The 23,295-nt window shown below is 64.3% G+C and carries 28 protein-coding genes; 16 read left to right on the forward strand and 12 right to left on the reverse strand.

Translation table 11 applies throughout. From position 1 onward, the window contains the following. The first annotated feature begins 9 nt into the window (after positions 1–9). The 3 genes from SPDO_RS16305 to SPDO_RS16315 all read left to right on the forward strand — a co-directional run bounded on the left by SPDO_RS16305 (position 10) and on the right by SPDO_RS16315 (position 2,594). Positions 10–105 (forward strand): helix-turn-helix domain-containing protein, encoded by a 96-nt coding sequence (locus SPDO_RS16305; RefSeq protein WP_245829592.1) that lies wholly within the window; start codon positions 10–12, stop codon positions 103–105. A gap of 150 nt (positions 106–255) precedes the next feature. Next, on the forward strand, positions 256–2,211 hold the full coding sequence (locus SPDO_RS16310) for a GAF domain-containing protein (RefSeq protein WP_245829590.1): 1,956 nt from the start codon (positions 256–258) through the stop codon (positions 2,209–2,211). An 8-nt stretch (positions 2,212–2,219) separates the two neighbouring features. Further along, a complete protein-coding gene (locus tag SPDO_RS16315) occupies positions 2,220–2,594 on the forward strand; it encodes a response regulator (protein WP_088368583.1) in 375 nt (124 codons plus the stop codon). Between the two features lie 98 nt (positions 2,595–2,692). Here SPDO_RS16315 and SPDO_RS16320 read toward each other — a convergent pair whose 3' ends face one another. The 3 genes from SPDO_RS16320 to SPDO_RS16330 are packed head-to-tail and all read right to left on the reverse strand — an operon-like array spanning position 2,693 to position 4,442. Further along, the gene (locus SPDO_RS16320) at positions 2,693–3,457 is read right to left on the reverse strand and encodes an ImmA/IrrE family metallo-endopeptidase (RefSeq protein ID WP_088368584.1); all 765 of its coding nucleotides are present in this window, start codon (positions 3,455–3,457) and stop codon (positions 2,693–2,695) included. Further along, positions 3,454–3,894, reverse strand: a complete 441-nt coding sequence (locus tag SPDO_RS16325) for a hypothetical protein (RefSeq protein ID WP_143559687.1) — start codon at positions 3,892–3,894, stop codon at positions 3,454–3,456. Before SPDO_RS16325 ends, SPDO_RS16320 begins: the two co-directional genes overlap by 4 nt. Then, positions 3,882–4,442, reverse strand: coding sequence for a sigma-70 RNA polymerase sigma factor region 4 domain-containing protein (locus tag SPDO_RS16330; RefSeq protein ID WP_143559688.1), 561 nt, complete (start codon positions 4,440–4,442; stop codon positions 3,882–3,884). Before SPDO_RS16330 ends, SPDO_RS16325 begins: the two co-directional genes overlap by 13 nt. Positions 4,443–4,632: 190 nt before the next feature. Here SPDO_RS16330 and SPDO_RS16335 point away from each other — a divergent pair, with 190 nt between their 5' ends. After that, positions 4,633–4,857, forward strand: a complete 225-nt coding sequence (locus SPDO_RS16335) for a DUF2188 domain-containing protein (RefSeq protein ID WP_088368587.1) — start codon at positions 4,633–4,635, stop codon at positions 4,855–4,857. Positions 4,858–4,916: 59 nt separating this feature from the next. Beyond that, the gene (locus SPDO_RS16340; protein ID WP_088368588.1) at positions 4,917–5,180 is read left to right on the forward strand and encodes a DUF3892 domain-containing protein; all 264 of its coding nucleotides are present in this window, start codon (positions 4,917–4,919) and stop codon (positions 5,178–5,180) included. Between the two features lie 26 nt (positions 5,181–5,206). Here the strand turns inward: SPDO_RS16340 and SPDO_RS16345 are convergent, their stop codons facing one another. Both SPDO_RS16345 and traA read right to left on the reverse strand, forming a co-directional pair. After that, a complete protein-coding gene (locus SPDO_RS16345; protein ID WP_088368589.1) occupies positions 5,207–5,899 on the reverse strand; it encodes a DUF6118 family protein in 693 nt (230 codons plus the stop codon). Positions 5,900–5,933: 34 nt separating this feature from the next. Beyond that, positions 5,934–8,858 carry a Ti-type conjugative transfer relaxase TraA gene (gene traA / locus SPDO_RS16350; protein WP_088368608.1) on the reverse strand — a complete coding sequence of 975 codons (2,925 nt, stop codon included), beginning with the start codon at positions 8,856–8,858 and terminating at the stop codon, positions 5,934–5,936. Between the two features lie 165 nt (positions 8,859–9,023). On the opposite strand from traA, the gene SPDO_RS16355 reads away from it, so the two are divergent. From SPDO_RS16355 to SPDO_RS16370, 4 genes are read left to right on the forward strand one after another with little or no spacing between them, the layout of a single operon-like run. Beyond that, the gene (locus SPDO_RS16355; protein WP_088368590.1) at positions 9,024–9,353 is read left to right on the forward strand and encodes a conjugal transfer protein TraD; all 330 of its coding nucleotides are present in this window, start codon (positions 9,024–9,026) and stop codon (positions 9,351–9,353) included. 13 nt (positions 9,354–9,366) lie between these two features. Next, entirely contained in the window at positions 9,367–9,594 is a 228-nt protein-coding gene (locus tag SPDO_RS16360; RefSeq protein WP_088368591.1) for a conjugal transfer protein TraD, read from the forward strand. Beyond that, a complete protein-coding gene (locus tag SPDO_RS16365; RefSeq protein WP_088368592.1) occupies positions 9,591–9,875 on the forward strand; it encodes a hypothetical protein in 285 nt (94 codons plus the stop codon). The genes SPDO_RS16360 and SPDO_RS16365 overlap by 4 nt, the downstream gene beginning before the upstream one ends. Then, positions 9,875–11,419 carry a type IV secretory system conjugative DNA transfer family protein gene (locus SPDO_RS16370; RefSeq protein ID WP_088368593.1) on the forward strand — a complete coding sequence of 515 codons (1,545 nt, stop codon included), beginning with the start codon at positions 9,875–9,877 and terminating at the stop codon, positions 11,417–11,419. The genes SPDO_RS16365 and SPDO_RS16370 overlap by 1 nt, the downstream gene beginning before the upstream one ends. 521 nt (positions 11,420–11,940) lie before the next feature. Here the strand turns inward: SPDO_RS16370 and SPDO_RS16375 are convergent. The 3 genes from SPDO_RS16375 to SPDO_RS16380 are packed head-to-tail and all read right to left on the reverse strand — an operon-like array spanning position 11,941 to position 13,872. Further along, positions 11,941–12,894 carry a replication initiator protein A gene (locus tag SPDO_RS16375; protein ID WP_088368594.1) on the reverse strand — a complete coding sequence of 318 codons (954 nt, stop codon included), beginning with the start codon at positions 12,892–12,894 and terminating at the stop codon, positions 11,941–11,943. A 46-nt stretch (positions 12,895–12,940) separates the two neighbouring features. Continuing rightward, positions 12,941–13,222, reverse strand: a complete 282-nt coding sequence (locus SPDO_RS17395) for a ribbon-helix-helix domain-containing protein (RefSeq protein WP_425441968.1) — start codon at positions 13,220–13,222, stop codon at positions 12,941–12,943. Between the two features lie 2 nt (positions 13,223–13,224). Further along, positions 13,225–13,872: a ParA family protein gene (locus SPDO_RS16380; RefSeq protein WP_088368595.1), complete on the reverse strand. Its 648-nt coding sequence runs from the start codon at positions 13,870–13,872 to the stop codon at positions 13,225–13,227. A gap of 165 nt (positions 13,873–14,037) precedes the next feature. Between SPDO_RS16380 and SPDO_RS16385 the strand changes: the two genes are divergently transcribed. Genes SPDO_RS16385 through arsH form a run of 5 tightly spaced genes read left to right on the forward strand, consistent with a single transcriptional unit; the run spans position 14,038 to position 17,287 of the window. Then, on the forward strand, positions 14,038–14,370 hold the full coding sequence (locus SPDO_RS16385) for an ArsR/SmtB family transcription factor (protein WP_088368596.1): 333 nt from the start codon (positions 14,038–14,040) through the stop codon (positions 14,368–14,370). A gap of 10 nt (positions 14,371–14,380) precedes the next feature. Then, positions 14,381–14,824, forward strand: a complete 444-nt coding sequence (gene arsC, locus SPDO_RS16390) for an arsenate reductase (glutaredoxin) (protein ID WP_088368597.1) — start codon at positions 14,381–14,383, stop codon at positions 14,822–14,824. Beyond that, entirely contained in the window at positions 14,824–16,110 is a 1,287-nt protein-coding gene (locus SPDO_RS16395; RefSeq protein WP_088368598.1) for an arsenic transporter, read from the forward strand. The genes arsC and SPDO_RS16395 overlap by 1 nt, the downstream gene beginning before the upstream one ends. Continuing rightward, complete coding sequence (gene arsN2 / locus SPDO_RS16400; protein WP_245829591.1) at positions 16,107–16,541, forward strand: arsenic resistance N-acetyltransferase ArsN2; 435 nt, start codon at positions 16,107–16,109, stop codon at positions 16,539–16,541. Before SPDO_RS16395 ends, arsN2 begins: the two co-directional genes overlap by 4 nt. After that, positions 16,541–17,287 carry an arsenical resistance protein ArsH gene (gene arsH / locus SPDO_RS16405; protein ID WP_088368599.1) on the forward strand — a complete coding sequence of 249 codons (747 nt, stop codon included), beginning with the start codon at positions 16,541–16,543 and terminating at the stop codon, positions 17,285–17,287. Before arsN2 ends, arsH begins: the two co-directional genes overlap by 1 nt. 109 nt (positions 17,288–17,396) lie before the next feature. Here the strand turns inward: arsH and SPDO_RS17000 are convergent, their stop codons facing one another. Beyond that, complete coding sequence (locus SPDO_RS17000) at positions 17,397–17,534, reverse strand: hypothetical protein (RefSeq protein WP_169716278.1); 138 nt, start codon at positions 17,532–17,534, stop codon at positions 17,397–17,399. A gap of 98 nt (positions 17,535–17,632) precedes the next feature. Between SPDO_RS17000 and SPDO_RS16410 the strand changes: the two genes are divergently transcribed. Together SPDO_RS16410 and SPDO_RS16415 are read left to right on the forward strand one after the other, a co-directional pair. Further along, positions 17,633–18,328 (forward strand): RNA-binding protein, encoded by a 696-nt coding sequence (locus SPDO_RS16410; RefSeq protein ID WP_143559689.1) that lies wholly within the window; start codon positions 17,633–17,635, stop codon positions 18,326–18,328. A gap of 83 nt (positions 18,329–18,411) precedes the next feature. After that, positions 18,412–19,644, forward strand: a complete 1,233-nt coding sequence (locus tag SPDO_RS16415; protein WP_143559690.1) for a helix-turn-helix domain-containing protein — start codon at positions 18,412–18,414, stop codon at positions 19,642–19,644. 180 nt (positions 19,645–19,824) lie between these two features. Here the strand turns inward: SPDO_RS16415 and SPDO_RS16420 are convergent, their stop codons facing one another. Genes SPDO_RS16420 through SPDO_RS16430 form a run of 3 tightly spaced genes read right to left on the reverse strand, consistent with a single transcriptional unit; the run spans position 19,825 to position 23,227 of the window. Continuing rightward, positions 19,825–20,886 carry a BsuBI/PstI family type II restriction endonuclease gene (locus SPDO_RS16420; protein WP_088368601.1) on the reverse strand — a complete coding sequence of 354 codons (1,062 nt, stop codon included), beginning with the start codon at positions 20,884–20,886 and terminating at the stop codon, positions 19,825–19,827. Beyond that, entirely contained in the window at positions 20,883–22,655 is a 1,773-nt protein-coding gene (locus SPDO_RS16425; protein WP_088368602.1) for an HsdM family class I SAM-dependent methyltransferase, read from the reverse strand. The genes SPDO_RS16420 and SPDO_RS16425 overlap by 4 nt, the downstream gene beginning before the upstream one ends. After that, the gene (locus SPDO_RS16430; RefSeq protein ID WP_088368603.1) at positions 22,652–23,227 is read right to left on the reverse strand and encodes a recombinase family protein; all 576 of its coding nucleotides are present in this window, start codon (positions 23,225–23,227) and stop codon (positions 22,652–22,654) included. Before SPDO_RS16430 ends, SPDO_RS16425 begins: the two co-directional genes overlap by 4 nt. Positions 23,228–23,295 lie beyond the last annotated feature (68 nt).

Here is a 23,295-nt window from a genome sequence, read left to right on the forward strand (position 1 = left end):
GCGCGCAAGCTGCTTGCGGCGGGCGACAGCCCCGCCAAGGTCGCCAAACTGCTGCAAGTCGGCCGCTCGACCTTCTACCGTCACTTCCCAGCCGGCGAACGATAGCCGGTGTCATAACCGGACGGTTGTGACACCGGAATACTTCCAGCTAGCGATGATAGAAGCGTCAGATCAGCACTCGGTTGCGCTTGGCGGACCGATCGGACAGAAAAGCTTCACACCGGTCCCTACAGGGCGCAGAAAGGCAGTGTGGGCGTGAGCGCGGTTAACCAGTACCAGATACTCGACACCGATCCCGAGCAGCATTTTGACGATATCGCAGCCCTCGCCGCCGAACTTTGCGGAACGCCTACCGCCCTCGTGTCGCTGCTCGATACGGATCGGCAATGGTTCAAGGCTCGCGTCGGGTTCGATCCGCAGGAGACGGGCTTGGACCGCTCCGTCTGCCGACATGTCGTTGCCGATGCCCGCACCATCGTCATCCCAGACCTGACCAAGGACGAGCGCACCCGCAACAATCCGTTGGTGACGGGCGAGCCGGGCATCCGGTTCTACGCAGGTGCGCCGCTCGCTACCCGCTTCGGGGTGGTGGGCGCGCTCTGCGTGATCGACACGCAGCCGCGGCCTTCCGGGCTGCTGCCCCATCAGGTGGCATCGCTCGAACGCCTGGCGCGCCAAACCGTGGCCTTGCTCGAAGCACGCCGTGAGTCCGCCGATCTGATCGAAACGGCGGTCGCGAGAGATACAGCGGAGGCAACCCGCAAGCTTACCGAGCGGCGCTGGCGCGACCTGTACCGCAACATGGATCAGGGCTTCATCTACGCTCGCGCGCTGCGCGATGACTCCGGTCGCATCACCGACTGGCGATACGAAGAGGTCAACGACGCCTGGGGCAAGCTGGTCGGGATCGATCCCGACATGGCACGGGGCAGGACCATTCGCGAGCTGATCCCCGCTGTCGAGGATGAATGGGTGATGGAGTTCGCGAGCGTTGTGGAGACGGGCGAGCCGGTCCACTTCACGCGACAGGTCGGTGCCTTGAGCCGCTGGTATGACGGCATGGCACAGGCAGTGGGCGGCGACGATTTCACCGTCATGTTCAACGAAGTCACGGGGCGGATCGAGGAAGAACGCCGGCGCGATGCCCTTCTGGCGCTAGGCGACGTGCTGCGCGACGCGGGCAGCATTGCCGAGATGACCGCGAAGGCGTCGCGCATCATCGGCGAGGCGGTGGGCGCAACGCGGGCGACCTTCGGTGAGATGGATCATACTCGCGAGCGGGTGCTGGTGGCGGCCGGATGGGCGATCGACGGCCTGCCCCCGATCGAAGGCGATCACCGCTTCGATGATTACGGCCGGGTCCGCGAGTACCTCATCAAAGGTGATCTGTTCGTCGTTTCCGACGTGCGCGAAGATGACCGGCTGGCCGAACATGCCGCTCGCTGGGAAGCACTGCACGCTCTCGCGGTGGTCAACGTGCCCGTCCGTGACAACGGCCGCACCACGGGCGTTCTCATTGTTCACAAGGACCAGCCGCACCTCTGGACGCATGGCGAAATTACGTTCCTCCGCAACGCGGCCGATCGGCTGGAGATCGCCGCGGCGCGTCGCCGCGACGTGGAGCGGCAGGATATCGTCAACGGCGAGATCGCGCACCGCCTGAAGAACTCTCTGGCGATGGTGCAGGCGGTCGCCAGCCAAACGCTGCGCGATGACGCCTCGCCGGAGGGGCTGGAAGCGTTCACCCGACGACTTCAGGCGCTGGGCGCGGCTCACGATGCCCTGACCGCCGGCCGATGGAAGGCCGCAACGATGAGCGACGTGTTGGCGGGTGTGCTGGATAACGCCGGGGTACGCGATCGTTGCACCGTGTCCGGACCGATGGTCGAGATGGGCGCCCGGGCCGCCCTTTCGACCTCGCTCCTGATCCACGAGCTGGCGACCAACGCCATCAAGTATGGCGCACTCTCCAACCCCGATGGCAGCGTAATCATTTCGTGGGAGGTGCGCGGCGACGCTGACGACTGTGAAGTCGCGCTGGACTGGCGGGAAAGCGGCGGACCGCCGGTGCATAGTCCGACGCGGAAAGGGTTCGGTTCCAGAATCTTGCGGATGGGGATGGTCGGAACGGGTGGCTCGAACGTTCGATATGAGGAGGCCGGGTTGAGCGCATCGTTCACCGCCCGGCTGCAAGAGGTACGGCAGGCGTGAGTAGTGAAATGGCGCGGGAGCGAGGAAGCATCGCCATCGTGCTCGTCGTAGAGGATGAGCCGTTGCAGCGCATGGACATGATCGACATGGCCGAGCGGGCCGGTTTTGAGGTGCTGGAAGCCCAGGACGCCGATCATGCCATTGCGTTGCTGGAACGTCGCACGGACGTTCGGCTGGTCCTCGCCGACATCGACATGCCGGGAACGATGAACGGACTTCGCCTGGCAGCGGCAGTGCGCCGACGCTGGCCGCCGATCAGCATCATCCTGACGACTGCCGGCGTGGCACCCCGACGTGACGAAATGCCGGACGATGCCGTGTTTCTGCCGAAGCCGCTCAACTACCAACGGGTGGTGGACACCATGCACCGGATGACGGCTTAGGATCCACGCACGTCATCAGCGAACGAAAGTTCAGTGCCAGAACCGAACGGTTCTGACACGGCACAAGTGTAACGGCATCAGCCGCCCAAGCTTGGGACCTACTCAAGCATCGCCTGATCTTTCAGCGTCAGCAGCGCCAGTACATCGCTTCCAAAGCCTTTGACGCACTCCTCTGTCAGCTCGAACCGATCCGCGTTCCAGCGATCGAACCAAGCGTCTGCCCCAATGATCGTTGGTCGTGCCCGATCAGTCTTTCCGTATAATACGTCCATCGCAGCCGACTCCGGGTCCAGCTCGTCGCGCGGAAACCAATGATCGGGGATGCCGGCGTTCCGCCGAAACCAGCGCCGTCCACCCGGACCATGACATACAATTAGACAGGGCCACGGGCTGAGGTCGATAAATCGGAGCGCGGTCGCCAATCGACTTGTAGCAAATGCGCCCGCGAGTGCGTCAATGGTCTCAAATGAGGGACGCCGGTGTCCGGCGGCAAGGGGCCGGAACAGATAGGCCGGCATGAGAAGGTCCGCGGCGTAGTTATCAGCCTGCCGCTCAATGCCAGCACCGCCCTGACCGAAACTACCGATCTCGCTTGCACGACAGATTGACGACTTGCCCCGGTGATGCTGCCAATGGCCCAGCTCGTGCGCGATCGAGAAACGTCGCCGGCGAGGATCACCATCACCTCTGACGGTGATGATCGCCCGATCATGGAAGCCGATGATCCTGGCTTCGCAGCTTTCCAAGGCACCATCGCGCACCTTGACGCCCATTTCCCAGGCGATCGCCTCGATATCGATATCGTCCGGGCTGGTAACGCCGAAGGACTGCAAGAGCCTTTCGGGCTGGCTCAGCCCCCTCAAATCGGATTACCGTCTTCATCTATGGCACCGAGTTCCCGCAGGTTCGCCAGAATGTCATCCATTTCGTTCTCGGTGATACCTTCCCCATTCCGGGCGGCCATCGTCAGGCGACTCTTCAGCTTGGCATCATCATTGGCAAACCGGGCCAGGACAGCCGCCCGATCCCTAAGGGGAAGCTGGTGGACCTGTCCCCATGTCGATCCCGCGGCAAGATCAATCGCGGCTCGTGCGGCCTTGAGCCGCCCCTTCGCTGCCTGACCGGTCGCGGCGGAAATCAGCGCGCGCACACGGGAGGCCTCATCTTCGGCGTTCAATCCCTCCGCCTCGACTTCCGCCAAAACCTCGGCATCCGACATGCTCATGATGTCAGCGACCAATTCATCCGCCAGTCGATGGAGCGGAGGGACAGGACGATCAGAACCGCTCACGATGTCCACCCGTTGGGGTATGCAGCACCGATCCTGCGGCGGACACGGCGTCGGATCGTGGCATATGCCGTCAAATCGACGCCGATCATCGCCATGATCTCCTCCTTCGACAGGTCATCCAGATACGCCCACAGGAACAGGGTCGCTTCCTCGTCATCGGCAAACAAAGCTTCCAGCGCATTTCGCCGAGCGGACGCATCCTCACGTGTAAGCGCCAGTTCCTCGACATTCGGTTTCGTTTCCACCGGCTCATGCAACACCCGCCCTTCGGCATCCGTCGCATCTGCCGATACCAGCTCCGGCTCCACCTTCTGCTGTCTGCCAGAGGCACGGCTACGCATGACGCCGATCAGGAACGGCACCATCGCCATTTCACGGGGGCAGTTCCGCACACCCTCGATCGTCTGACACACCGCTTCGTTGAGCAGATCGTCCGCCTCGCATCCCGCGGCAAACGCATACTGACGCCCTGCCTTCCTCAATCTGAGGAGGTCAGCCGAAGTCAGGCGCTCGATCGCCTGCCGCGCTTCCACAAGATCAAGTGTCGATCCGCTCACTTAACTCCGCCGGCTTCCTGGCGGAGTAGGCTAGATTCTCGAACCGTTCGGACATGCTGCAAAAAGTTTTGTCGGCATGTCCGAGAGCACCTGCCGTTCCAGCCTACCCCCATTGATAGTCAATGAAGACCATCGGGAGCGGGGTCGCAAGCCGTCTTACCCACCAGACGCGAGAAAGGAGGTATGAATTATGTCCGGAAAGAACCAGCATGTCGTCCCGCACGCCGATGGTTGGGCTGTTCGTGGGGCTGGAAACAGCCGCGCGACATCGATCCACGGCACCCAGCGCGACGCGATCGATGCAGCGCGTGGCATCGCCCAGAACCAGCACAGCGAACTCCTGATCCACGGCCGCAATGGCCAGATCAGGGATCGTGACAGCTACGGCGGAGACCCGTTCCCGCCGCGGGGCTGACCTAGCGGGCCGTGCCTACGGGCACGGCCCATCACATCTAACGAAAGGACAAGACGATCATGGCGAAGCGCTATGTAAACAAGTCCGGCAAGGACAAGGACGGTGATATCACCAAGCTTTGCAATGCCGGGCAGGGCTGGTCGCCGCGCCTCAAGGCAGATGCGATCCGTGATATCGAGAACGGCGACCACCAGTATTATGTCTCGTGGACCGATGGTCAGGAGACGCCGATCACGGTCGTGAACGGCACGACGGGCAAGTATCTCCGCACCCGTCGCGATGGCTCGACCAAGAACAACCTCGACGATCTGCCCGATTGCTGAGGAAGGGGTAGAGAGAGGGCAAGCCCTTATCGCTTCGCCCTCTCTCCCGCCTCCACCGTGATGGTGCATCGCACCGCCTCACGCGCTCGATTCGCCCGCTTCCGGCACGCCTCCAGCGCCTCACGATTGGCCGTGACGATCCGGTCGCCCGCCGCGATGTTGGCAAACGCCTCGGGCGCGCTGGTCCGCATCATGCGCTGCCCGCCCTCCCACATCGGCATGGCGAGCGTGCGCGCCGCCATCTTCTCCGGCCATTGCCAGCTCGCCGGTACGGCACGCGCAACGATGCCGGCGAACACGGCCCACAGGACCATGCCGACGACGATCCCGCCGATCGCCGCCAGCATCACCCACCGCTTCTGATCCTCGGCACGCCGCGCCGACGCGGTGACGCCCTGCAAGGTGCGGGTCGCGTCGCGCAGTTCGCCGGCCGCGGTCTTCACCGCCTGCCGGTCCTCGGCGACCGCGCCGCTGATCCGGGCAGCGACCTGGCGCGCGACCGCTTCCTCCTCGCCCGCCTTCCGCAGGATTTCGGCGCGCTGGTAGGTGCCGGTCGCCAGCTTGGTGATCTGCGCCAGCGTCTCGGAATAGTCGGGCGGCTCGGGCCGATCGTCGCGGGCGGCAATCCCCTCGATCGCGCGCCGCAACAGCGCCAGCTCGCCGCGCACGCCCTCGAACGCCTCGACCGCCGCATCCCGTTCGTCCTCGCCTTCGTCCATCCCGCCTCCTGTCGGTCACCGAAAGCACGAACGGCTAGCGGCTCAATCCCCTGTCCCGTTCGCGCCCCGGCCCGATCGACCGCGCCAGCGCGTCGCCGATCGCCCGGTCCTTCTCCAGCTTCAGCTCCAGCTCGGGCGCGCGACGACGCAGCGCGGATTCGAGCTGCGGATCGCGCGCGAGCCCGCCCGCGGCCTGCGCCATGCGCCCGCGCATCTTCTCGGCGCCGGCGGTATCGCCCGCGCGCTCCAGCCCCGCGCGCAGGCGCTGCATCGCCTGCCAGCCCGTCACGAACCGATCGGCACGCGCGTCCGGATCGAGCCGCACCCGCTGCTCCTCCGCCATCGCGCGTGCCGCGCCGCTCGTGTCGCCGCTCGCCGCTTGGTCGATCAGCTTCGGATCGCGTTGCATCGCGGATGCGAGGTCGCGCGCGGCATCGGACCGGGTCGCGTCCAGCGCCTCGATCGCGTGCCGTGCCGCCGTCTCCTGATGCGGCAGCACCGGCAAGCCCTGTGCCTTCATCCGCCGCACGTCGGCCGAGACGCGGGCATAGTCGCGGATCGCCTTGGCTTGGTCGGGGCGGTCGGCGCCGATCGCCGCCTCGCCGCGCTCGGCCACCGGCGTCTTCTCGACCACGGGCTTCGGCCTGAACCCGGCAAACATGCCGCGCGCCTTGTCTCGCACCTTCTCGACCACCTGGCGCGCGAGTTCCGGGAACCGGATCTCGCGCCGATCGGCGAAGGCGCGGGCATGATCCTGGTCGCTGCGATCGGGCGCATAGTCGCCGGCCATGTCCTTGCCGCGGTCGCGCGACAGCACGCGCGCGAGCTTGCCCTGATCGGCGAAGTCGTCGCGGCCATAATGGAGCTGCACGCCCTCGCGGTGCCGCGACAGCCCGACATAGCCGCTGTGCCGGTCCATGCCGGGGGTGGCGAGGACATGGGCGCGATCGACCGTCACGCCCTGCGACTTGTGGAAGGTGGCCGCATACCCGTGATCGACCGCGGCATAGTCCTTCGCCGCGAACGTCACCTCGCGCCCGCCGTCGAGTCGAACCGTCATGCCTTCGGGGCTGACGCGCTCGATCGTCCCCAGCGTCCCGTTCTTCACCCCCAGCGACCGCTCGTTGCGCAGGAACATCAGCCGGTCGCCCGTCGCGAAGTCGCGGGCACCCCGGTCGGCCGCGAACGCCACGTCCTCGCCCAGTTCGCCATTCGCGCGCAGCCGGTCGCGCGCTTCTCCGTTCAGCTCGCGGACCTCGGCGTTGGTGTGGGTAAGGATGATGCGCGACTGATCGGGATCGGCCCGGCGCTGACGATCCCACCCGTCCACGAGGCTTTCTCGCGCCGCCTCGCGCGTGTCGGCCGCGTGGACCATGCCGTGCGCGGCATAGGCATCCAGCGCCTCGGCCGTCCGGCCGGTCGCCAACGCCCGCGTCGCCTCCTTCTGCCAGCCCTCGCGCTGCCGGCGGACCTCGGTGATCTCGGCCGCGCCGTGCCGCTCGGCGATCGACCGGAACGCCGCCCCGGCCTCGATCGCCTGCAACTGCTCGGAGTCGCCCACCAGCACCACCTTGGCCCCGGCGTCGCGGGCATGGGACAGCACCCGCTCCATCTGGCGAGTGCCGATCATGCCGGCTTCGTCCACCACCAGCACGTCCTTCGGTCCGAGCTGGTCGCGACCCTGCGCCCAGCCATGCTCAAGGCTGGCGATCGTACGCGACGCGATCCCCGACCCGCCCTCCAAATTCTCGGCCGCGATCCCGGACAGCGCCGCCCCGCGCACCTGGTAGCCCTCGCGCTCCCACGCCTCGCGCGCGACGCCCAGCATCGCCGACTTGCCGGTGCCGGCATAGCCGACGACCGACGCCATCCCGTCGCGCCCGGTGATATGGTCGAAGGCGTCGCGCTGCTCGCTGGACAGGACAAGCCCCCGCCCCTCGGCCGCCTCCAGTGCGCCGCCCCGCTGCCGGTCGGACACGCCATGATCGCCGCGGCGCGCAAGCTCGTCGCCGGCCTTCTCCAGCCGCGCTTCGGTCGCGATCATATCGCGGGAGGTGAACCGTTCCTGGTCCCGCCCGTCGTTGCCCAGCGCCACCAGCTCGGGGCTGCCGCGCACCGCGGCCATCACCTTGTCGAACTGCTCCTTGCCGTCCGAATGGCGGAACGCGAACATCGCCAGATCGCGGGTGGTGAAGGTGGATTGCTGCCGGGTGATGCCGTCCAGCGCGATGCGCGGATCGGCCGCTATTTTCTCACCGTTCTCGCGCGCGATCCGCCGGTGGTCGTCAGCACGCTCGGCATCCTCACCGCGCTCCAGCCGGCGCATTCCCGCCGGGCCGATCTTGTGCTGGGGCTCCAGCTCGATGCCCCGGTCGGCATGGCTGCGATGATCGATCCGACCCTCAAGCCCCAGCTCGGCCATGCGCTCGTTGACATGGGCGGCCCATGCCTCCCGCCAGCCCTGCAACAACTCCCCGCTGTTCCAGTCGCGGTTTTTCTGCCCGAACCCCTCCGGTCCTACGTCGCGCATCGACAACATGACGTGCGCGTGCGGCTTCGGGCTTCCATCCTTCGCCTTGTCCCAATGCACGTTGAGGTCCGCGACCATCCCGCGCTTTACGAACTGCTCGGCGACGAAATCGCGCGCCAGCGCGACACCCTGCTTCTCGTTCATCTCGCGTGGAATCGAGAACTCCACCTCACGGGCAAGCTGCGCGTCCTTGCGCTTCTCGCCTGCCTCAACCTCGTTCCACAGCATGGTGCGATCGTTCAGACGCTCCGGCGCACCCTGCGGTAACATCACCTCGGAGTGGATAACGCCGGCCTTGTTCGAGAAGTCGTGGTTACGCCCAAGCCGCTCGTCGTGCAGCTCAGATGCGGATCGATACGCAGCGGACGCGACCGCGCTGGAGCCGTTCGCACGGCTGATCACCTTGGCGCTGAAATGATAGATCGCCATTGCGAACAGCATGATGCACTTCTTAGTGCACGTCGGCAACGACGTATAAGCGCGCACTCATCGTACGCTTTGCTCCTTCTGACTGACTTGATGGCGTTTCGCGATTGCTTGAGCTTGCCCCTGCTGGTCCATCGGCTAGGATACCGTACGCTAGGAGGCTAACCGATGCGGAAGGTGCGGGATTACGACGCGGAGCTGAAGGCGCTCGGCGACAAGGCACGCCAGCTCAAGGTGAAGCGGGTCGAACAGCTCGGTGCGCTCGTCACTGCAACCGGTGCCGATGCTCTTGATGCCGAGACGCTGGCCGGCGTTTTACTTGATGCGGTTGCGTCTAGGGATTCCGGTGCGAAGGAGGCGTGGCGGGCGAAGGGTGCCGCCTTCTTTCAAAGCCGCGGGCGCAAAAGTCGCGGCGTTGCTGCGATCGACGGATCGGGGGTTGCGACTGAACCGGGCGGCGACGCTACGCGCGGAAGCGACCCGGCGACGAACGGATAGCCGGAGTTGGGTCGTGCAACGTCGAGAGCGCACCCGCCACCTCATCGAGCTGGGCGGCCTCGTTCAGAAGGCTGGGCTTGTTGATCTCGCCGACGACGATCGCGCGACGATCTACGGCGCACTGCTGGAGCTGGTCGGGCGTACGCGGGAAGGCGATGCCGGTGAAACGCTGACACTCTGGAAGCGGCGCGGCAAGCGGGCATTCGACGCGGAAAAAGCGGAACGGGAGACGGGCGAATGACGACGATCGACCTCGACACGCTGCGGAGCGAAGTCCGCGCACTCGACTATGTTCGCGGCAGCTCGGCCGAGGATGCGATGTGGCGAGAGGACGACGAGGACGCCCGCGCCAATCTCGCAATCGAGGGCATGGCGCTCTCCGCGGAAGATGACTCGCTGTTCGATATGCTGCGCGACGAACGGGTGCCCCCTCCCCTTGCCACGCAAATCCTTCTAAGGCTGCTCGGCCATCCCGACGCCGATCCGGCGCTGGCGATCACGCCGGCCGGCACGAGCTGCTAATGCCTGCCCGGATCGGACCGGTATGGGCGCTGCTGATCGGCTTTGTCGTGCTGATGGCGAGCAATAGCTGGCTGAAGGGAATCTTCGGCGTCGGCGAAATTGCGACCGACGTGCCGTTCCTGCTGACTGGCCTGGTCCTGTTTGCGATCTGGAAGTTCAACCGCCGCGGCGGTGGTCGGAACAGCAACTTGCTGGGCTCGGCCCGCTTCGGTAATCGCAAGGATCTGGAGAAGCTGGAAAGCTCGGGCGATCTAGTCGTCGGCCGATCGGGCCGGAACAACAAATTGCTGCGCTATGACGGCCCGGCGCATCTGCTGACGATGGCGCCCACCCGCTCGGGCAAGGGCGTCGGCACGATCATCCCCAACCTTCTGCTGCTCGACCGTTCGGTGATCTGCATCGACCCCAAGGGCGAGAATGCTCGTGTCACGGCCCGCACGCGGGCCAGGAAGGGCGATGTGTGGTGTTTGGACCCGTTCGGCGTCTCCGGACGTCCAGCGGCCCGCTACAACCCCCTGGCGTGGCTCGACGCCGCCAGCCCGGACCTCGCGGAAGACGCACAGACGATCGCCGACGCGCTTGTTCACGACGCGCCGGGGCAAGGTGGCGAGGCGCACTGGAACGAGGAAGCCAAGGCGCTGATCGCCGGCATCATCCTGCACACCGTCATACACGAGCCCCCTGCCCTCGCCACGCTGGCGACGGTGCGCGACAAGCTCACCCGCGATCCTGTCGGCTTCGCTGCGCTGCTCGTCGACATGCAGGCCAGCACCGGCGCGCACGGCCTGATCGCGCGCGCCGCCAACCGCCAGCTGGGCAAGTCTGATCGCGAAGCCGCAGGCGTGTTGTCGTCCGCCCAGCGCCACACCCACTTCCTCGACAGCCCGCGCATCGTGGACAGCACGTCCGCGTCCGACTTCCGGTTTGCGGACCTGAAGGAACGACCGGGCACAGTGTTCCTATGTCTGCCGCCGGACCGGCTCGATACTTATGCCCGCTGGTTACGGCTGCTGGTGAGCCAGGCCGTTACCGACATGGCGCGCTCCCCCGCCCGGCCGGAACGCCCGGTCCTGTTCTTCCTCGATGAGTTCGCTGCGCTCGGTCGCCTTGATCCGGTGGAACGCGCGATGGGGCTGATGGCGGGCTACGGGATGCAGCTTTGGCCGATCCTTCAGGACATGCATCAGCTCAAGGCGACCTATGGCGAGCGTGCAGGCACGTTCATGTCGAACGCCGGCGTGATCCAGACCTTCGGGGTCAACGACCTTGCCACCGCCGACATGCTGTCACGCACGATCGGCGACACCACCATCGAATATGAGACGTTCGGCACGTCTGGCCCGGCGAGCATCTTCAGCGACGGCCACCACTCGCAAAGCTCCAGCGGGCATGTAGCGGCACGTAGGCTCGCAACGCCGGACGAAATCATGCGGATGAACGTGGAGGATCTCCTGCTGATGCGGCAGGGGCAGCACCCGCTCGTCGTCGGGAAAATCCGCTACTATGCGGAACGGGAGTTCGCCGGGCTCTATGATCCGGCCTGATCCCACACACCGGAAAACCGGACGATAGGCATCGGGATAGCGCCCTTTCTGCCCCTCAACTTGCACCGCGCTGATAGTCACACACCGCCGGATCGGCTTGGCTTTTCTCGGAAAGCCTGCGGCCGTTAGGCCGCTTCTGTGACGGCGATAGCCGGCACGTAACGAAGGCGTATTGGCCTGTAGGCCAATTCCGCATGCCCTTCGTCTCCCGGCTCAGCTGTCCGTCGTGGTTAAATGATTCTGTTAAATAGGAATCGTTAAGAAGGTTAAGGCTCAAAAATGAGCTAAAAAAGTGAGGACTTCTGCGGCTTTCCAGATAGGCCCAGTGTGTGATCCCACGTGATTCGGTGTGTGATCCCACGATAGCATGGTGTGTGATCCCACGACGCTTGGGTGTGTGATCCCACGATAATCAATTGGCTACTGGCACCGCGATTACTATCGGTTCTGCACTCCCACCGTTCCCCTTCGAGACGGTTCGCATCGTGCCCCGCGCAAGACGGTGTGTGAAACCACGATAGTCAGCGTCCGCCGGCGAGCCTATCCATGAGGTCGTCCACCTCGGTTGCGCGGCGACGATCGGCGTCGAAGCGATGCCGGCGTTCCTGTTCAGCCTCCAACTTTGCGGTCAGCGCCAACGCTTCTGCTTCCCCCCTGAGACGGAACAGCACAGCAGGGCTACCGTCTGCCGTCGTCGTCAGCTCCATCGCATAGTCGGGGAGCTGATCGGCCTCCACCACCTTGCGGAGCATTCGGTTGAACTCCTTGGGCTTGCTGTCGCTGCCCGTCTTGTCGCGCAGCACCTCCACTCGGCACGTCCACCCGCCCTTCTGGTTGCCGGCGTGTTTGCGCGCAATCCGGTACAGGGCACGTTCCAGTCCGCCGGTGAGCAGGAAATAATCCTGGTGCATGGTGAGCAGCGACCGCTCCCCCATGATGCCCTCATAGACCCAATCGGACAGAGTGATGGTCATGCCCCGGGGCTGGTCTGTCTCGGGGTCTACCTCCAGCGTCCATTTGTCGAGCCAGTTGAAACCAGCCTTCGTGCGCCGCTTGGGAGCGCGGATCGAGGTCGATATGGAAGTCGTCTGAAGCCGCTGGAGCGCAGCCTGCAACTCCTGATAGGCTCGGCCGCTAGTGTCGCGCTTGATAGCTCGCAACAGGTCATAGGACGTTGTTTTGAGCGTTCGGGGAAGGTCGTTGACCCCCTGTTCCCGCATCCGGTTGAGCGTGGACGCCGCCCATATCAGGATATCGGCGTCCCAGATCGTCGCCATTCCGTAGGCAGGAATCGCCTCGATCTTCACCCACGTTTCACCGTCCGGGCTGCTATATTCGATCGGCTTCACCCGCTTGCGCTTCTGGAGCGAGAAGAACGGCCGCTCCATTGTCTCCCGCTGATCTTTCAGCGGGAGGTCGCCCATCAACGGGATGAACAGATCAAATTCGGGGTTAGGATTCTGACGCTTGGTCATGCCTCTTCAATCCTGGCATCCTGCATATTTGCAGATGTGCACATTATCACATACGGCCAAATTGCTTATCGGCATCATACTTTGCCACCAGCTCGCTGATTGCCTCGGCAAGGAGGTCTTGGTGACTTCGCCGGGTTCGCGCTGCCAAAACGCGAAACGCCTCCGCCGTAGGATCGGCCGGATCGAAATATGCCCCAAGGTGATACTTACCTGGCCGCTTGCCACTCGACCGTGCAGCACTCGACGGAGCCGGCTGATGATCCGGCTCGGGTTCGCGAGGGGAGGGGGACGCTACCGCCGGCCCCAACAAAGAAGTCCGCTTCGCCATAATCAAGCCTTCACATTTGCAGGTGTGCAATTCATCACATCATCAAATATGTGTTTCTGCAAGGCTGCAATTTCTAAAGCTGCTTTGCCCTTCGGCTCATGCTCGATGACACCCAAGCCGTAAGGCCATGCTGCTCGGTAGGCGCTCCGCTCACGCAATACGGCACGGGCCACCCGCAAGCCGGTCGCCTCAGCAAGCGTTCTGGCATCGTCCAGCAATGTGGTTGCGGTCGGGGGAGCGGCATTGAGCACCACTATGCCCGTTCGCCCGGTACTTGTGATAAGCTGCGCTGTGCGTTTGATCGCATCAAGATCGATCAACGATGGACGACAGGGGATAATTACCAGATCAGCACGCTGCGCCGCTGCAGCGGCCTCCGCACCCGCGGCTGGCGGTGTGTCGATAATCGTAAGCGCGAAGCCGTTGGCCTCAGCCGCATCAATCGCTTGGTCGAGGCGCCTTGCACTGATCGGTTCAACGTGGGGCAGCTCAGCCGTCCGTCGCTCACTCCAAGCAGTTGCGCTCTCCTGCGGGTCAAGGTCGAAGAGAGCCGTCTTGATGCCGGTTGCTTCAGCGGCAACCGCCAGATTTACCGCTAGCGTCGTTTTTCCAACGCCACCCTTTTGCGCTGCAAGCGTGATAATATGCAAGTGTGCACACCTTCAATAATGCTTTATTGATATTATGCAGAATGGCAGGATCGCACAACCGCTATAGTGGTGACTGGCTAGGGTAGGGGACAGGTCGCCACCTTTTGGCAGGCACAGGCCGTCCGACAGAGTAGTCAACTGAAACATATCTGTTATGCTGGATATATGGAAAACGATTCGGCTATCGCCGCTTTGGGTGCGCTCGCACAAGGAACACGCCTCGATGTGTTCCGCTTGTTGGTGCGGCAGGAGCCGGACGGCATGGCTGCGGGTGATATCGCCCGCCAGCTCGATGTGCCGCAAAACACCATGTCGGCGCATCTCGGCATTCTCGCCCGCGCGGGGCTGGTCCAATCCGAGCGCCACAGCCGATCGATCATCTATCGCGCCGATCTGGACGGCCTGCGCGCGCTGACGCTGTTCCTCGTTAAGGATTGCTGCGCCGGCAATGCGGAGCTGTGCGCGCCGCTCGTCGCCGAACTCGCTCCCTGCTGCTGAAAGGACGCCCATGAAACCGAATGGCTCGGCCGTCGATATCGTCATCTATCACAACCCCGCGTGCGGCACGTCGCGCAACACCCTCGCCATGATCCGCAATGCCGGCATCGAACCGCATGTGGTCGAGTATCTGAAAACGCCGCCCTCACGCGCACTGCTGGTCGAGCTGATCGACCGCGCCGGCATGACGCCCCGCGAGCTGCTGCGCGAGAAGGGGACGCCCTATGCGGAGCTGGGCCTGGGCGACACGTCGCTGTCCGACGAAGCGCTGATAAGTGCGATGATGGCGCATCCCATCCTCATCAACCGACCGCTGGTCGTCTCGCCGCTCGGCGTGAAGCTGTGCCGACCTTCGGAAGCCGTTCTCGATCTACTGCCGAGCGGCCAGCTTGCCGCGTTTGCCAAGGAAGACCGCGAACAGGTGGTTGATGCTTCGGGCCAGCGCGTCGCCTGATGCTTCTTGCCGTCCTGATCTTCGTCGCGACGATCGCGCTCGTCATCTGGCAACCCAAAGGCCTCGGCATCGGGTGGAGCGCGATGGGCGGGGCCGTCGTGGCGCTGCTCGCGGGCGTCGTCACCCTCTCCGACGTGCCGGTGGTATGGGGCATCGTCTGGAACGCGACGGCCGCGTTCGTTGCGATCATCGTCATCAGCCTGCTGCTGGATGAAGCCGGGTTCTTCGAATGGGCAGCGCTGCACGTCGCGCGCTGGGGCGGGGGGCATGGTCGCCGGCTGTTCGTCCTTATCGTGCTGCTCGGCGCGGCAGTGTCCGCGCTATTCGCCAATGATGGTGCGGCGCTGATCCTGACGCCGATCGTCATCGCCATGCTACGGGCGCTGGGGTTCAAGGACAAGGCGACGCTGGCGTTCGTCATGGCGGCGGGGTTCATCGCCGACACCGCCAGCCTGCCGCTGGTCGTGTCGAACCTCGTCAACATCGTGTCGGCCGACTTCTTCCGGATCGGGTTCGGCGACTATGCGGCCGTGATGGTGCCGGTCGATCTGGTGTCGATCGCCGCCACGCTGGGCGCGCTCCTGATCTTCTTCCGACGTGATATACCGCGAGATTACGATGTGACCGCGCTGCGCGCGCCCGGTGCTGCAATCCGTGACGCCGCGACCTTCCGCGCCGGATGGATCGTCCTTGCCCTGCTGCTCGCCGGCTTCTTCCTGCTTGAACCGCTGGGTGTGCCGGTCAGCGCCGTCGCCGCTGCCGGCGCGATCCTGCTGCTGGTGATCGCGGGGCGAGGCCATGTCATCCAGACCGGCAAAGTGCTGCGCGGCGCGCCGTGGCAGGTCGTCATATTCTCGCTCGGCATGTACCTGGTCGTTTATGGCCTGCGGAACGCCGGCCTGACCGATCATCTGGCGGCGCTGCTCGACCGCACCGCACAAGGCGGGGTGTGGGGCGCGGCGCTGGGAACCGGTGTGATCGCGGCCGTCCTGTCGTCGGTAATGAACAACATGCCGACCGTGCTGGTGGGCGCGCTGTCGATCGACGCCGCGCACGCGACAGGGGCGGTCAAAGAAGCGATGATCTACGCCAACGTGATCGGTTGCGACCTCGGCCCCAAGCTGACGCCGATCGGCTCACTCGCCACGCTGCTGTGGCTGCACGTCCTGGGACAGAAGGGCGTGCGGATTGGATGGGGCTATTATTTCCGCGTCGGGGTGACGCTAACCGTGCCGGTACTGCTCATCACGCTCGCGGCCCTCGCGATCAGGATCAGCATCGCGTGACGAAACTGACCATCACGCCACTGGAATCTAGCGAGCTGGCCGGGTTGGCGCAGTTTCTAAATACCGCTGATCTGCCCAACTCCGATCTCGCTGAGCCGGATCGTATGTTCTTTCGGTTCGATGCCGATAGCCTCGTCGGTTACGGTGGCCTTGAGGGGCAGGGGACCGATCGCCTGCTTCGCTCGATCGTCATCCTGGGCGATCACCGGGGGCATGGCCTGGGGCGAGCGCTGGTCGCCACTCTCGAACAACAGGCCCACGATCTCGGTGTCCGCCGCCCTCATCTGCTGACGACGACGGCCGCACCGTTCTTTCGGGCGCTCGGCTATATCGACGCCGATCGCGACGCCGCGCCCCTGGCTGTAGCCGCCTCACGCGAGTTTACGTCGCTGTGCCCCGCCTCGGCCCCCTATCTTGCGAAAGCCATCTGATGCCGCTCCGCACCGTTGCTGATCCCGATACACTGCCAGCGCTCAATCCCGCTTATGCGATTCAGCGGCCAGCCTTGGGGCTTGGCCCGCTCGATCATGCGCCGCGTATCCTTCTACTCTACGGATCGCTGCGCGAGCGATCCTACTCACGCCTGTGTGTCGAGGAAGCGGCGCGCCTGCTCCGGTTCTTCGGATGCGAAACCCGCATCTTTGATCCGTCCACCCTGCCGCTGCCCGACCAGCACGCCGGTGACGATCATCCGGCCGTCCACGAACTGCGCGAGCTGTCGATGTGGTCAGAGGGGCAAGTGTGGTGCAGCCCCGAACGTCATGGCCAGATTACCGGCATCATGAAGCTGCAAGTCGATCACCTGCCGCTCTCGATGGGCGGGATGCGTCCAACGCAGGGCCGTACGCTCGCGGTCATGCAGGTGTCGGCCGGATCGCAGTCATTCAACAGCGTCAACGCGCTGCGCGTGCTGGGGCGCTGGATGCGGATGGTGACGATCCCCAATCAGTCATCGGTAGCCAAGGCGTTTGAGGAATTTGACGACGCCGGCCGCATGAAGCCGTCGAGCTATTACGATCGGATCGTGGACGTGATGGAGGAACTGGTGCGCTTCACCGTCCTGTTGCGCCCGCATACCTCGCAACTGGTCGATCGATACTCCGAGCGAAAGGAAGCCGGGGTGCCGCTCGACGCCACCACGGACCTGTCCAGCATCGCGACCTCGCCGCAATCCTGACGGCTTTCCCGATTAGCAACCTGTGCCGGGAGTTCGGCCGCGACGATCGCGCTGACGGCCGCTTTCGATCCCATGACATGGGGACCGATTACCAACCGGCCCCCATCCGTCACTTTTTCTTCTTGTCCGGGCGCTGGGACAACGCCGACCCCGCGGCCGTTTTTGAATCCTTGCCCGTGCGACCATCGCGCAGGACGTTCGATGCGGCTTTGCCCGCCTTGGCGCTGGTGTGTTCGTTCTTGGCCATGACCAATACTCCTCACGGGCGCGATGTTTTTCGCCACCCTCATTGCATAACGCGAATTTATCGGTATTGTTTCCCGCATAGCGATGAGGAACGTCAGATTGATCGACATCCGGAAGGCCATCCTTGCAGCCCTGAAAAAGGAACTGCTGCTCGATCTTGAAGATCAGCTTCGCGCTGCCGCACTGGAAGCGTCCAGGGCAGGCGCAGCTTTGCCGATGAACGCGAAACGGCGTCGTGAAGCTGAGGGGCAAATCCGCTTTCGCCTTCAGGAAGAGCGCTATGAGGAGGTGGTCCAGCAGCACGGCGGACACCTGCTTCCTGATGGAGTCATGTGGGGCACAGACCTGAAGGTGTTCCAGCCTTTTGCCCGCTTCCCCGGACCGGAGACGGCTATCATCCTCGGGTTCGCCTCAATGTCCGAACCCCGCAAGATTCCACCCAAGAACCAGTCTCGCGCGGCAGGCGTCACGCTGAACGTCTCGCTGCAAGCCAGTCTGTTTGATGGTGACGATTGCCCGAAGGCGACCGACATTTTTGTGCTGTTCCTCACTGCTCGTGACCGCCGGCAGGCAGGCATGATCGAGGAAATCGCGATCGGGGTGATCGGAGCGGACTACAAGGATTTCATCTTCTACGCATCGCTGGACGATTTCATTCAGGGCTACGAGAGCGAGCCGGCCCGGCCGGGTGGACCGGACGGAACCGATGGTGGTGCCAAGGTGAAACTGCGACCGACCCGCAAGCGATTCATGCCGCCCGAGCAACAGCCCGATACCGAGGTGGGCGAAGCATAACCGGTCAGACTAGCGTTTTTAGTAACAAGTACAGCGTTTGCTCCGCATCCTTCTTGGGTGCGGAGCCATAGGGACTCGAACATATGCGTATCGGCACCCCCGGGTTCATTCCTGCAAGGCTTACCGAAGCACGCGAGGCGCGGCGCATTCCGTCAAAGGCCGCGCTTGCGCGTCGTTTGGGTATGAGCGCCACCACCACCTCCCGATGGGAAGATGAAACGTCGGGCCAGACTCCCGATAATGCGACGCTGGTCCGTCTTGCCGGTGAACTGGGTGTACGCCCCGAATATTTTCTGCGTCCGCCCTTCCACAGCGATCGGCCTACCTTCCTTCGATCGTTGGCGAGCACGCTGGTGCGCGATCTGGATTTCCAGAAGGCGCAGATGCACTGGTTGCAGGAAATCAGTTTTGTCATCGGGCATTACGTTGATCTGCCCGAGGTGGACATTCCCGACGTGCTTGATGGCGCAAGCTATACCCAGTTGCGTGACGAGGATATCGAGGAAATCGCGCTTCGGCTTCGGCGCCACTGGCAGCTGGGTGAAGGGCCATGCGGCGACGTTGTCGCGATCATGGAACGGATCGGCATCGTGGTTGCAGCCATCCCCATGAACACGACCAAGCTTGATGGACTATGCAGCTGGTCCCCGATCGATGGCCGTCCGCATGTCCTGCTCGCAACGGACAAGATGTCATTCCCACGGCGTCAGATGGATGCGGCGCATGAACTTGCCCACGCTGTCCTTCATCAGGCCGTGCCGGCAGAGGAATTTCAGGCCAATCTGCGATCTATAGAGCAGCAGGCATTCCGTCTGGGCAGCGCATTGCTGATGCCTTCGACAACCTATCCCAAGGATGTGCGTCATGCGTCGCTGGCGATGCTAGTCAGCCTGAAAGAGCGGTGGCGGGTTTCGGTCAAGGCCCAGATAAAGCGGCTGTCCGATCTGGAAATCATCCCTGAGGAGTTCTCCCGACAGCTCTACAAGCTCTATTCGGCGAAGGGATGGTCAAAGGGCGAACCGCTCGACCAGCATTGGCCGATACAGCCCCCGCGGGCGCTGCGGGACAGCCTGAACCTGATTGTTGAAAACAACGTCCGCAGCAAGGCGGACCTGCTTGCTACCGAATTTACGATCTCCAGCACTGACGTCGAAGAGCTGTGCGGTCTGCCGCCGGGCTGGTTTGACCGGGATGCTGCGGAGGTGGTTTCGCTCAAGAGACATCCTGCGGACAGGCCGGGCGTGCACTATGACGATGCCGAAGTGATTGCTTTCCCGGACCGGCGTCCTCATCCTTGGTCGGGCCGATCATCGTAGCGGTTGGAAACGCTATCCGCTGATCGGCAACAGCCGCACACCTCCCATCACGCTCCAAAAGTTCAGGAGACGCTGATTGGCGATCTCAACGTGGGTCGGGCCTCGCAAAACCTGGGTGAAAACTGTTCGACCTCATGCTCGACCCAAAATCTGAAGTTTTTTGCTTCGTCAGGCTTCCTTTCAAGGCCGCCCCTGCAGCCCTCCAGGGGCCTGACTGAACACCACCAGCCTCTCCGGCTCGGCTGCGAACCATGCGTAGCTACCCCATGCCAAGCTATCGACCGTCTTCTTGAACGGCCCGGCGCTGCGATCGAGGAACGCTGTCACGAACGCGACATGCTCGGCAGGAAAACCCGTCTCGGCGACCAACGCCTCTAACGCCTCCTTACGACGTTCGCTGATCGGGCCATCGGTCGCAACCACCTCCACGAACACCAGCAACGGATGCGTTGGCCCGAGGTCGACGAGGATCGTGTCGGGCAAGTTTCGGTCTGCCTGGATGGCAAGACCGATCGACCGCGCCAGCTCGTCGTCGCGCGCGACCACCTTGTTGCCGCTTTCGCTGAGGAACAGGACGGTAGGATCGGCGAGGAAGGTGGGGGCGAACACCTCGACCACCGCTTTGGTAATCTCCGAACTGGGGCCAGGCTTCATCCGGCGCGTCTCACCGTTCGGGAAGGTGACCAACACCTGATCGGCGCTAACCCCGGCACCGCGACGAACGATCGCCAGCCGGGCGAGCGCACCCTTGTTTAACGCCTCAGCCTGCCACGCCGTTATCCGGACCTGCAGCGCTTCGCCTGTAAGGTCCGGGTCGAATAAAGCGCCAAATCCAGCCTTCAGCGCGTAGCGCGGCTTGCTCGACGTGGTGGCAAGGTCGGTACGCTCGGTCACCGCGCCGATCGCCACCAGTCCCTCGCGCAACGTCTCGTCGCGGATCGGCTCGCGGGTGTTGTCCTGATACCAACGTCGCCCTTCGACCTGGCTCCCGGTGCGCAGCACGCCGGTCGCATAGACGGCCCGGTCCGCATCGTCGGTCCGCGCCGCCTGTTCATCGGTCATGCGATAGACGTGCTTGGGACCGAGATACGTCCCGCTGCCTTCAACCGCGTCGATATAGAGGGCGACGAACACCGTGCTCGCCGCCAGCATCCGGGTCAGATAGGCGCGATTGGGCGCCCCATCGGGGAAGATCTCCTGTAGCCGGGCATGAACCTCCTCACGGGTCAGCAGCGGCGTCATGGTGCAACTTGCCCATATAGGCGCGCCAGTTCATCCTCGATGGCGGCACCGCGGCGGACCAGTGCCTCCACCTTTTTCATCGCGGCAGGTGCGGGCAGGGGCAGCGCCTCCATCTCGAACGCCGATACCGCGACGCTACCGTTGATGCAGCGGAAGAGCTGGTCGACGATCGCGCTATTCAGCACCGCCGCGACCGTCGCTGGCGATACCGCCGGTCGTGCACATGGCCTGACCATGTTCAGGTGGTTCTCGACCACCACACCGCCATGTTGCGCGATGAAGTCCGCTGGCAGCTCGGCCGCGATCAGGCGACGCGCCTGCTCCTTCGCGGTGGTGCGCTGGACGAGGACGCACGCTTCCTCGACCAGCAGCCAGGCATCACCGCGCTCGATCTTGAAATAGGGCGCATGGTTGCGCTTCTCGGCCCGAAACGCGAAGTGCCCATTCGCCGACACCGCTTCCGCCCATATCAGCGGATGTGCCCCGCGCGCGGGGCGAAGCCGCATCTGGTCCTTGTAGCGATTCCACACCAGTGGCCCCGTCGAGACGCGATAACCCCAGTCGGCAAGCCGCGCCGGCATCGTCTCGGCCTTTGCGATCAGCGCGCTATGCCGCGGCTCGCGCGGCGCGAGCCACGGTTGCGAGGCGGGGGAGGGCAGGCCGATCGTGCCGTTGCGGATGACACGCGCCTCGCGCTCGTTCGCCACCTCGACATAATGAACCTGGGCGCGGCCGGGCTTGGCGCCGCGCTTGTAGGCCGCCAGCAACGTCTCCTGCAGCACATCCTCGAACACGCCGCGCCGGGCATGGACGAAATCGATCGCGACGGGCGGCGCCTCCCTGGCGATCAGCTCGCGGAGCGCGGAATAGTAATGACCCGACAGGAAGCTTGTCGGTGTCAGATAGGCGATCGTCCCGCCCTTCTTCGTCCAGCGCACGGCAATGTCCGTGAACACGCCGTAGAGATTGGCGTGACCGTAGAGGCCGCGTGCGAACCGCTGGCGCTGCTCGGGGGTGAGGGTGATGCGCCCATATGGGGGATTGCCGATCACCAGGTCGAAGCGGGCACTGGGCGCCTCCTCCAGCGTATCGGCGACGCGCACGACGATCGGGGCGGGACGGCCAGCAGCGGCGGTCACGTCCGCCAGCAGCAGCTCGATCGCATTCTGCCCGAAGCCCGCGGCGTAGGGGTCCAGCTCTAGCCCGGTCAGGCGGGTGCCGATCTGCCGCAGTACGATCGCCGGCTCGGCCGCAGGAAGCGCAGCGATCATCCGTTCGGCTGCAGGCAACAGGAACGCGCCCCCGCCGCTCGCCGGATCGAGCACGCGCGCACGGGTCCAGTCGATCCCCTGTTCCTCGGCCATGTCGAGCAACCGGTTCGCCAGCGCCGGCGGGGTGTAGAACGCCCCCATCGCTCCGCGTTCCCGTGCCGCGAGCAGGGTCGTGTAGAGGCCGGTCAGGAAATAGATCGCCTCGGCGATCGGCAACGGCGCGGCCTCACGCCCGACCACTGCAGCCAGCTCGTCGACCGCGCGATCAAGCCGGCCATAGGGCGCGGCGAACGGTGGACTAAGGATCGCATGGGGTCGGGCTTCGACGCGATAGGTGTCGATCGCAGCGCGCGTAAACAGCGCTGCCATGTCCCGGCGTCGTGGTTCGGGCAACGTCTCCGCCCAGGCCCGCGCGAGCTGGCGGGCGCGGGCAAGTTCGTAGCGTTGCGCATCGAGGTCTGCTGGCAGATCGCGGAGCAGGGCAGGGGCAAGGCTCATGCTACGGCCGATCGGTTGCGATGATCGCGAAGCACGCGCTGCACGGTTGATCGCGAGACGCGGAACAAGCTGGCGAGCTGCGCCGGTGATCCCTGGCCGGATTCCGCCTTAGCGACGATCTCGGCGCGCTGCTGCCGGGTGAGGCTTGGCCGGCGACCCAAAAGACGTCCAGCCTGGCGCGCGTGTGCCAGGCCGCTCATGGTGCGCTCGCGGATCATGGCGCGCTCGAACTCGGCAAAGGCACCCAACGTCTGGGCCATCAATCGTCCAGCCGCCGTGGTGGTGTCTACGGCCTCGGTCAGCGACCGGAAGCCCGCACCGGCCATCGCAACCTCTTCCAGCGTGAACAGGAGGTCGCGTAGCGAGCGGGACAGGCGATCGAGCTTCCACACTACCAGTACATCGCCCGACTGCAGGCTTCGGATCGCGCGCGCCAGCTCGGGCCGATCGGCCTGCCCCCCCGAGGCTTCCTCGCGAAGGATCGGATCGCACCCCGCCGCAGCGAGCGCAGCGACTTGGACATCGAGGTCTTGGTGATCGCCGCGGGACACCCGCGCATAGCCAATTTGCATCCGCGTGTTCTGACACGGGATTCTGACACCTGTAAACCCGCGGAAATGCGCGGGCCAGCTGGTGGTGT

This window comes from Sphingomonas dokdonensis, assembly GCF_002197685.1.
Classification (GTDB): Bacteria; Pseudomonadota; Alphaproteobacteria; order Sphingomonadales; family Sphingomonadaceae; genus Sphingomonas; species Sphingomonas dokdonensis.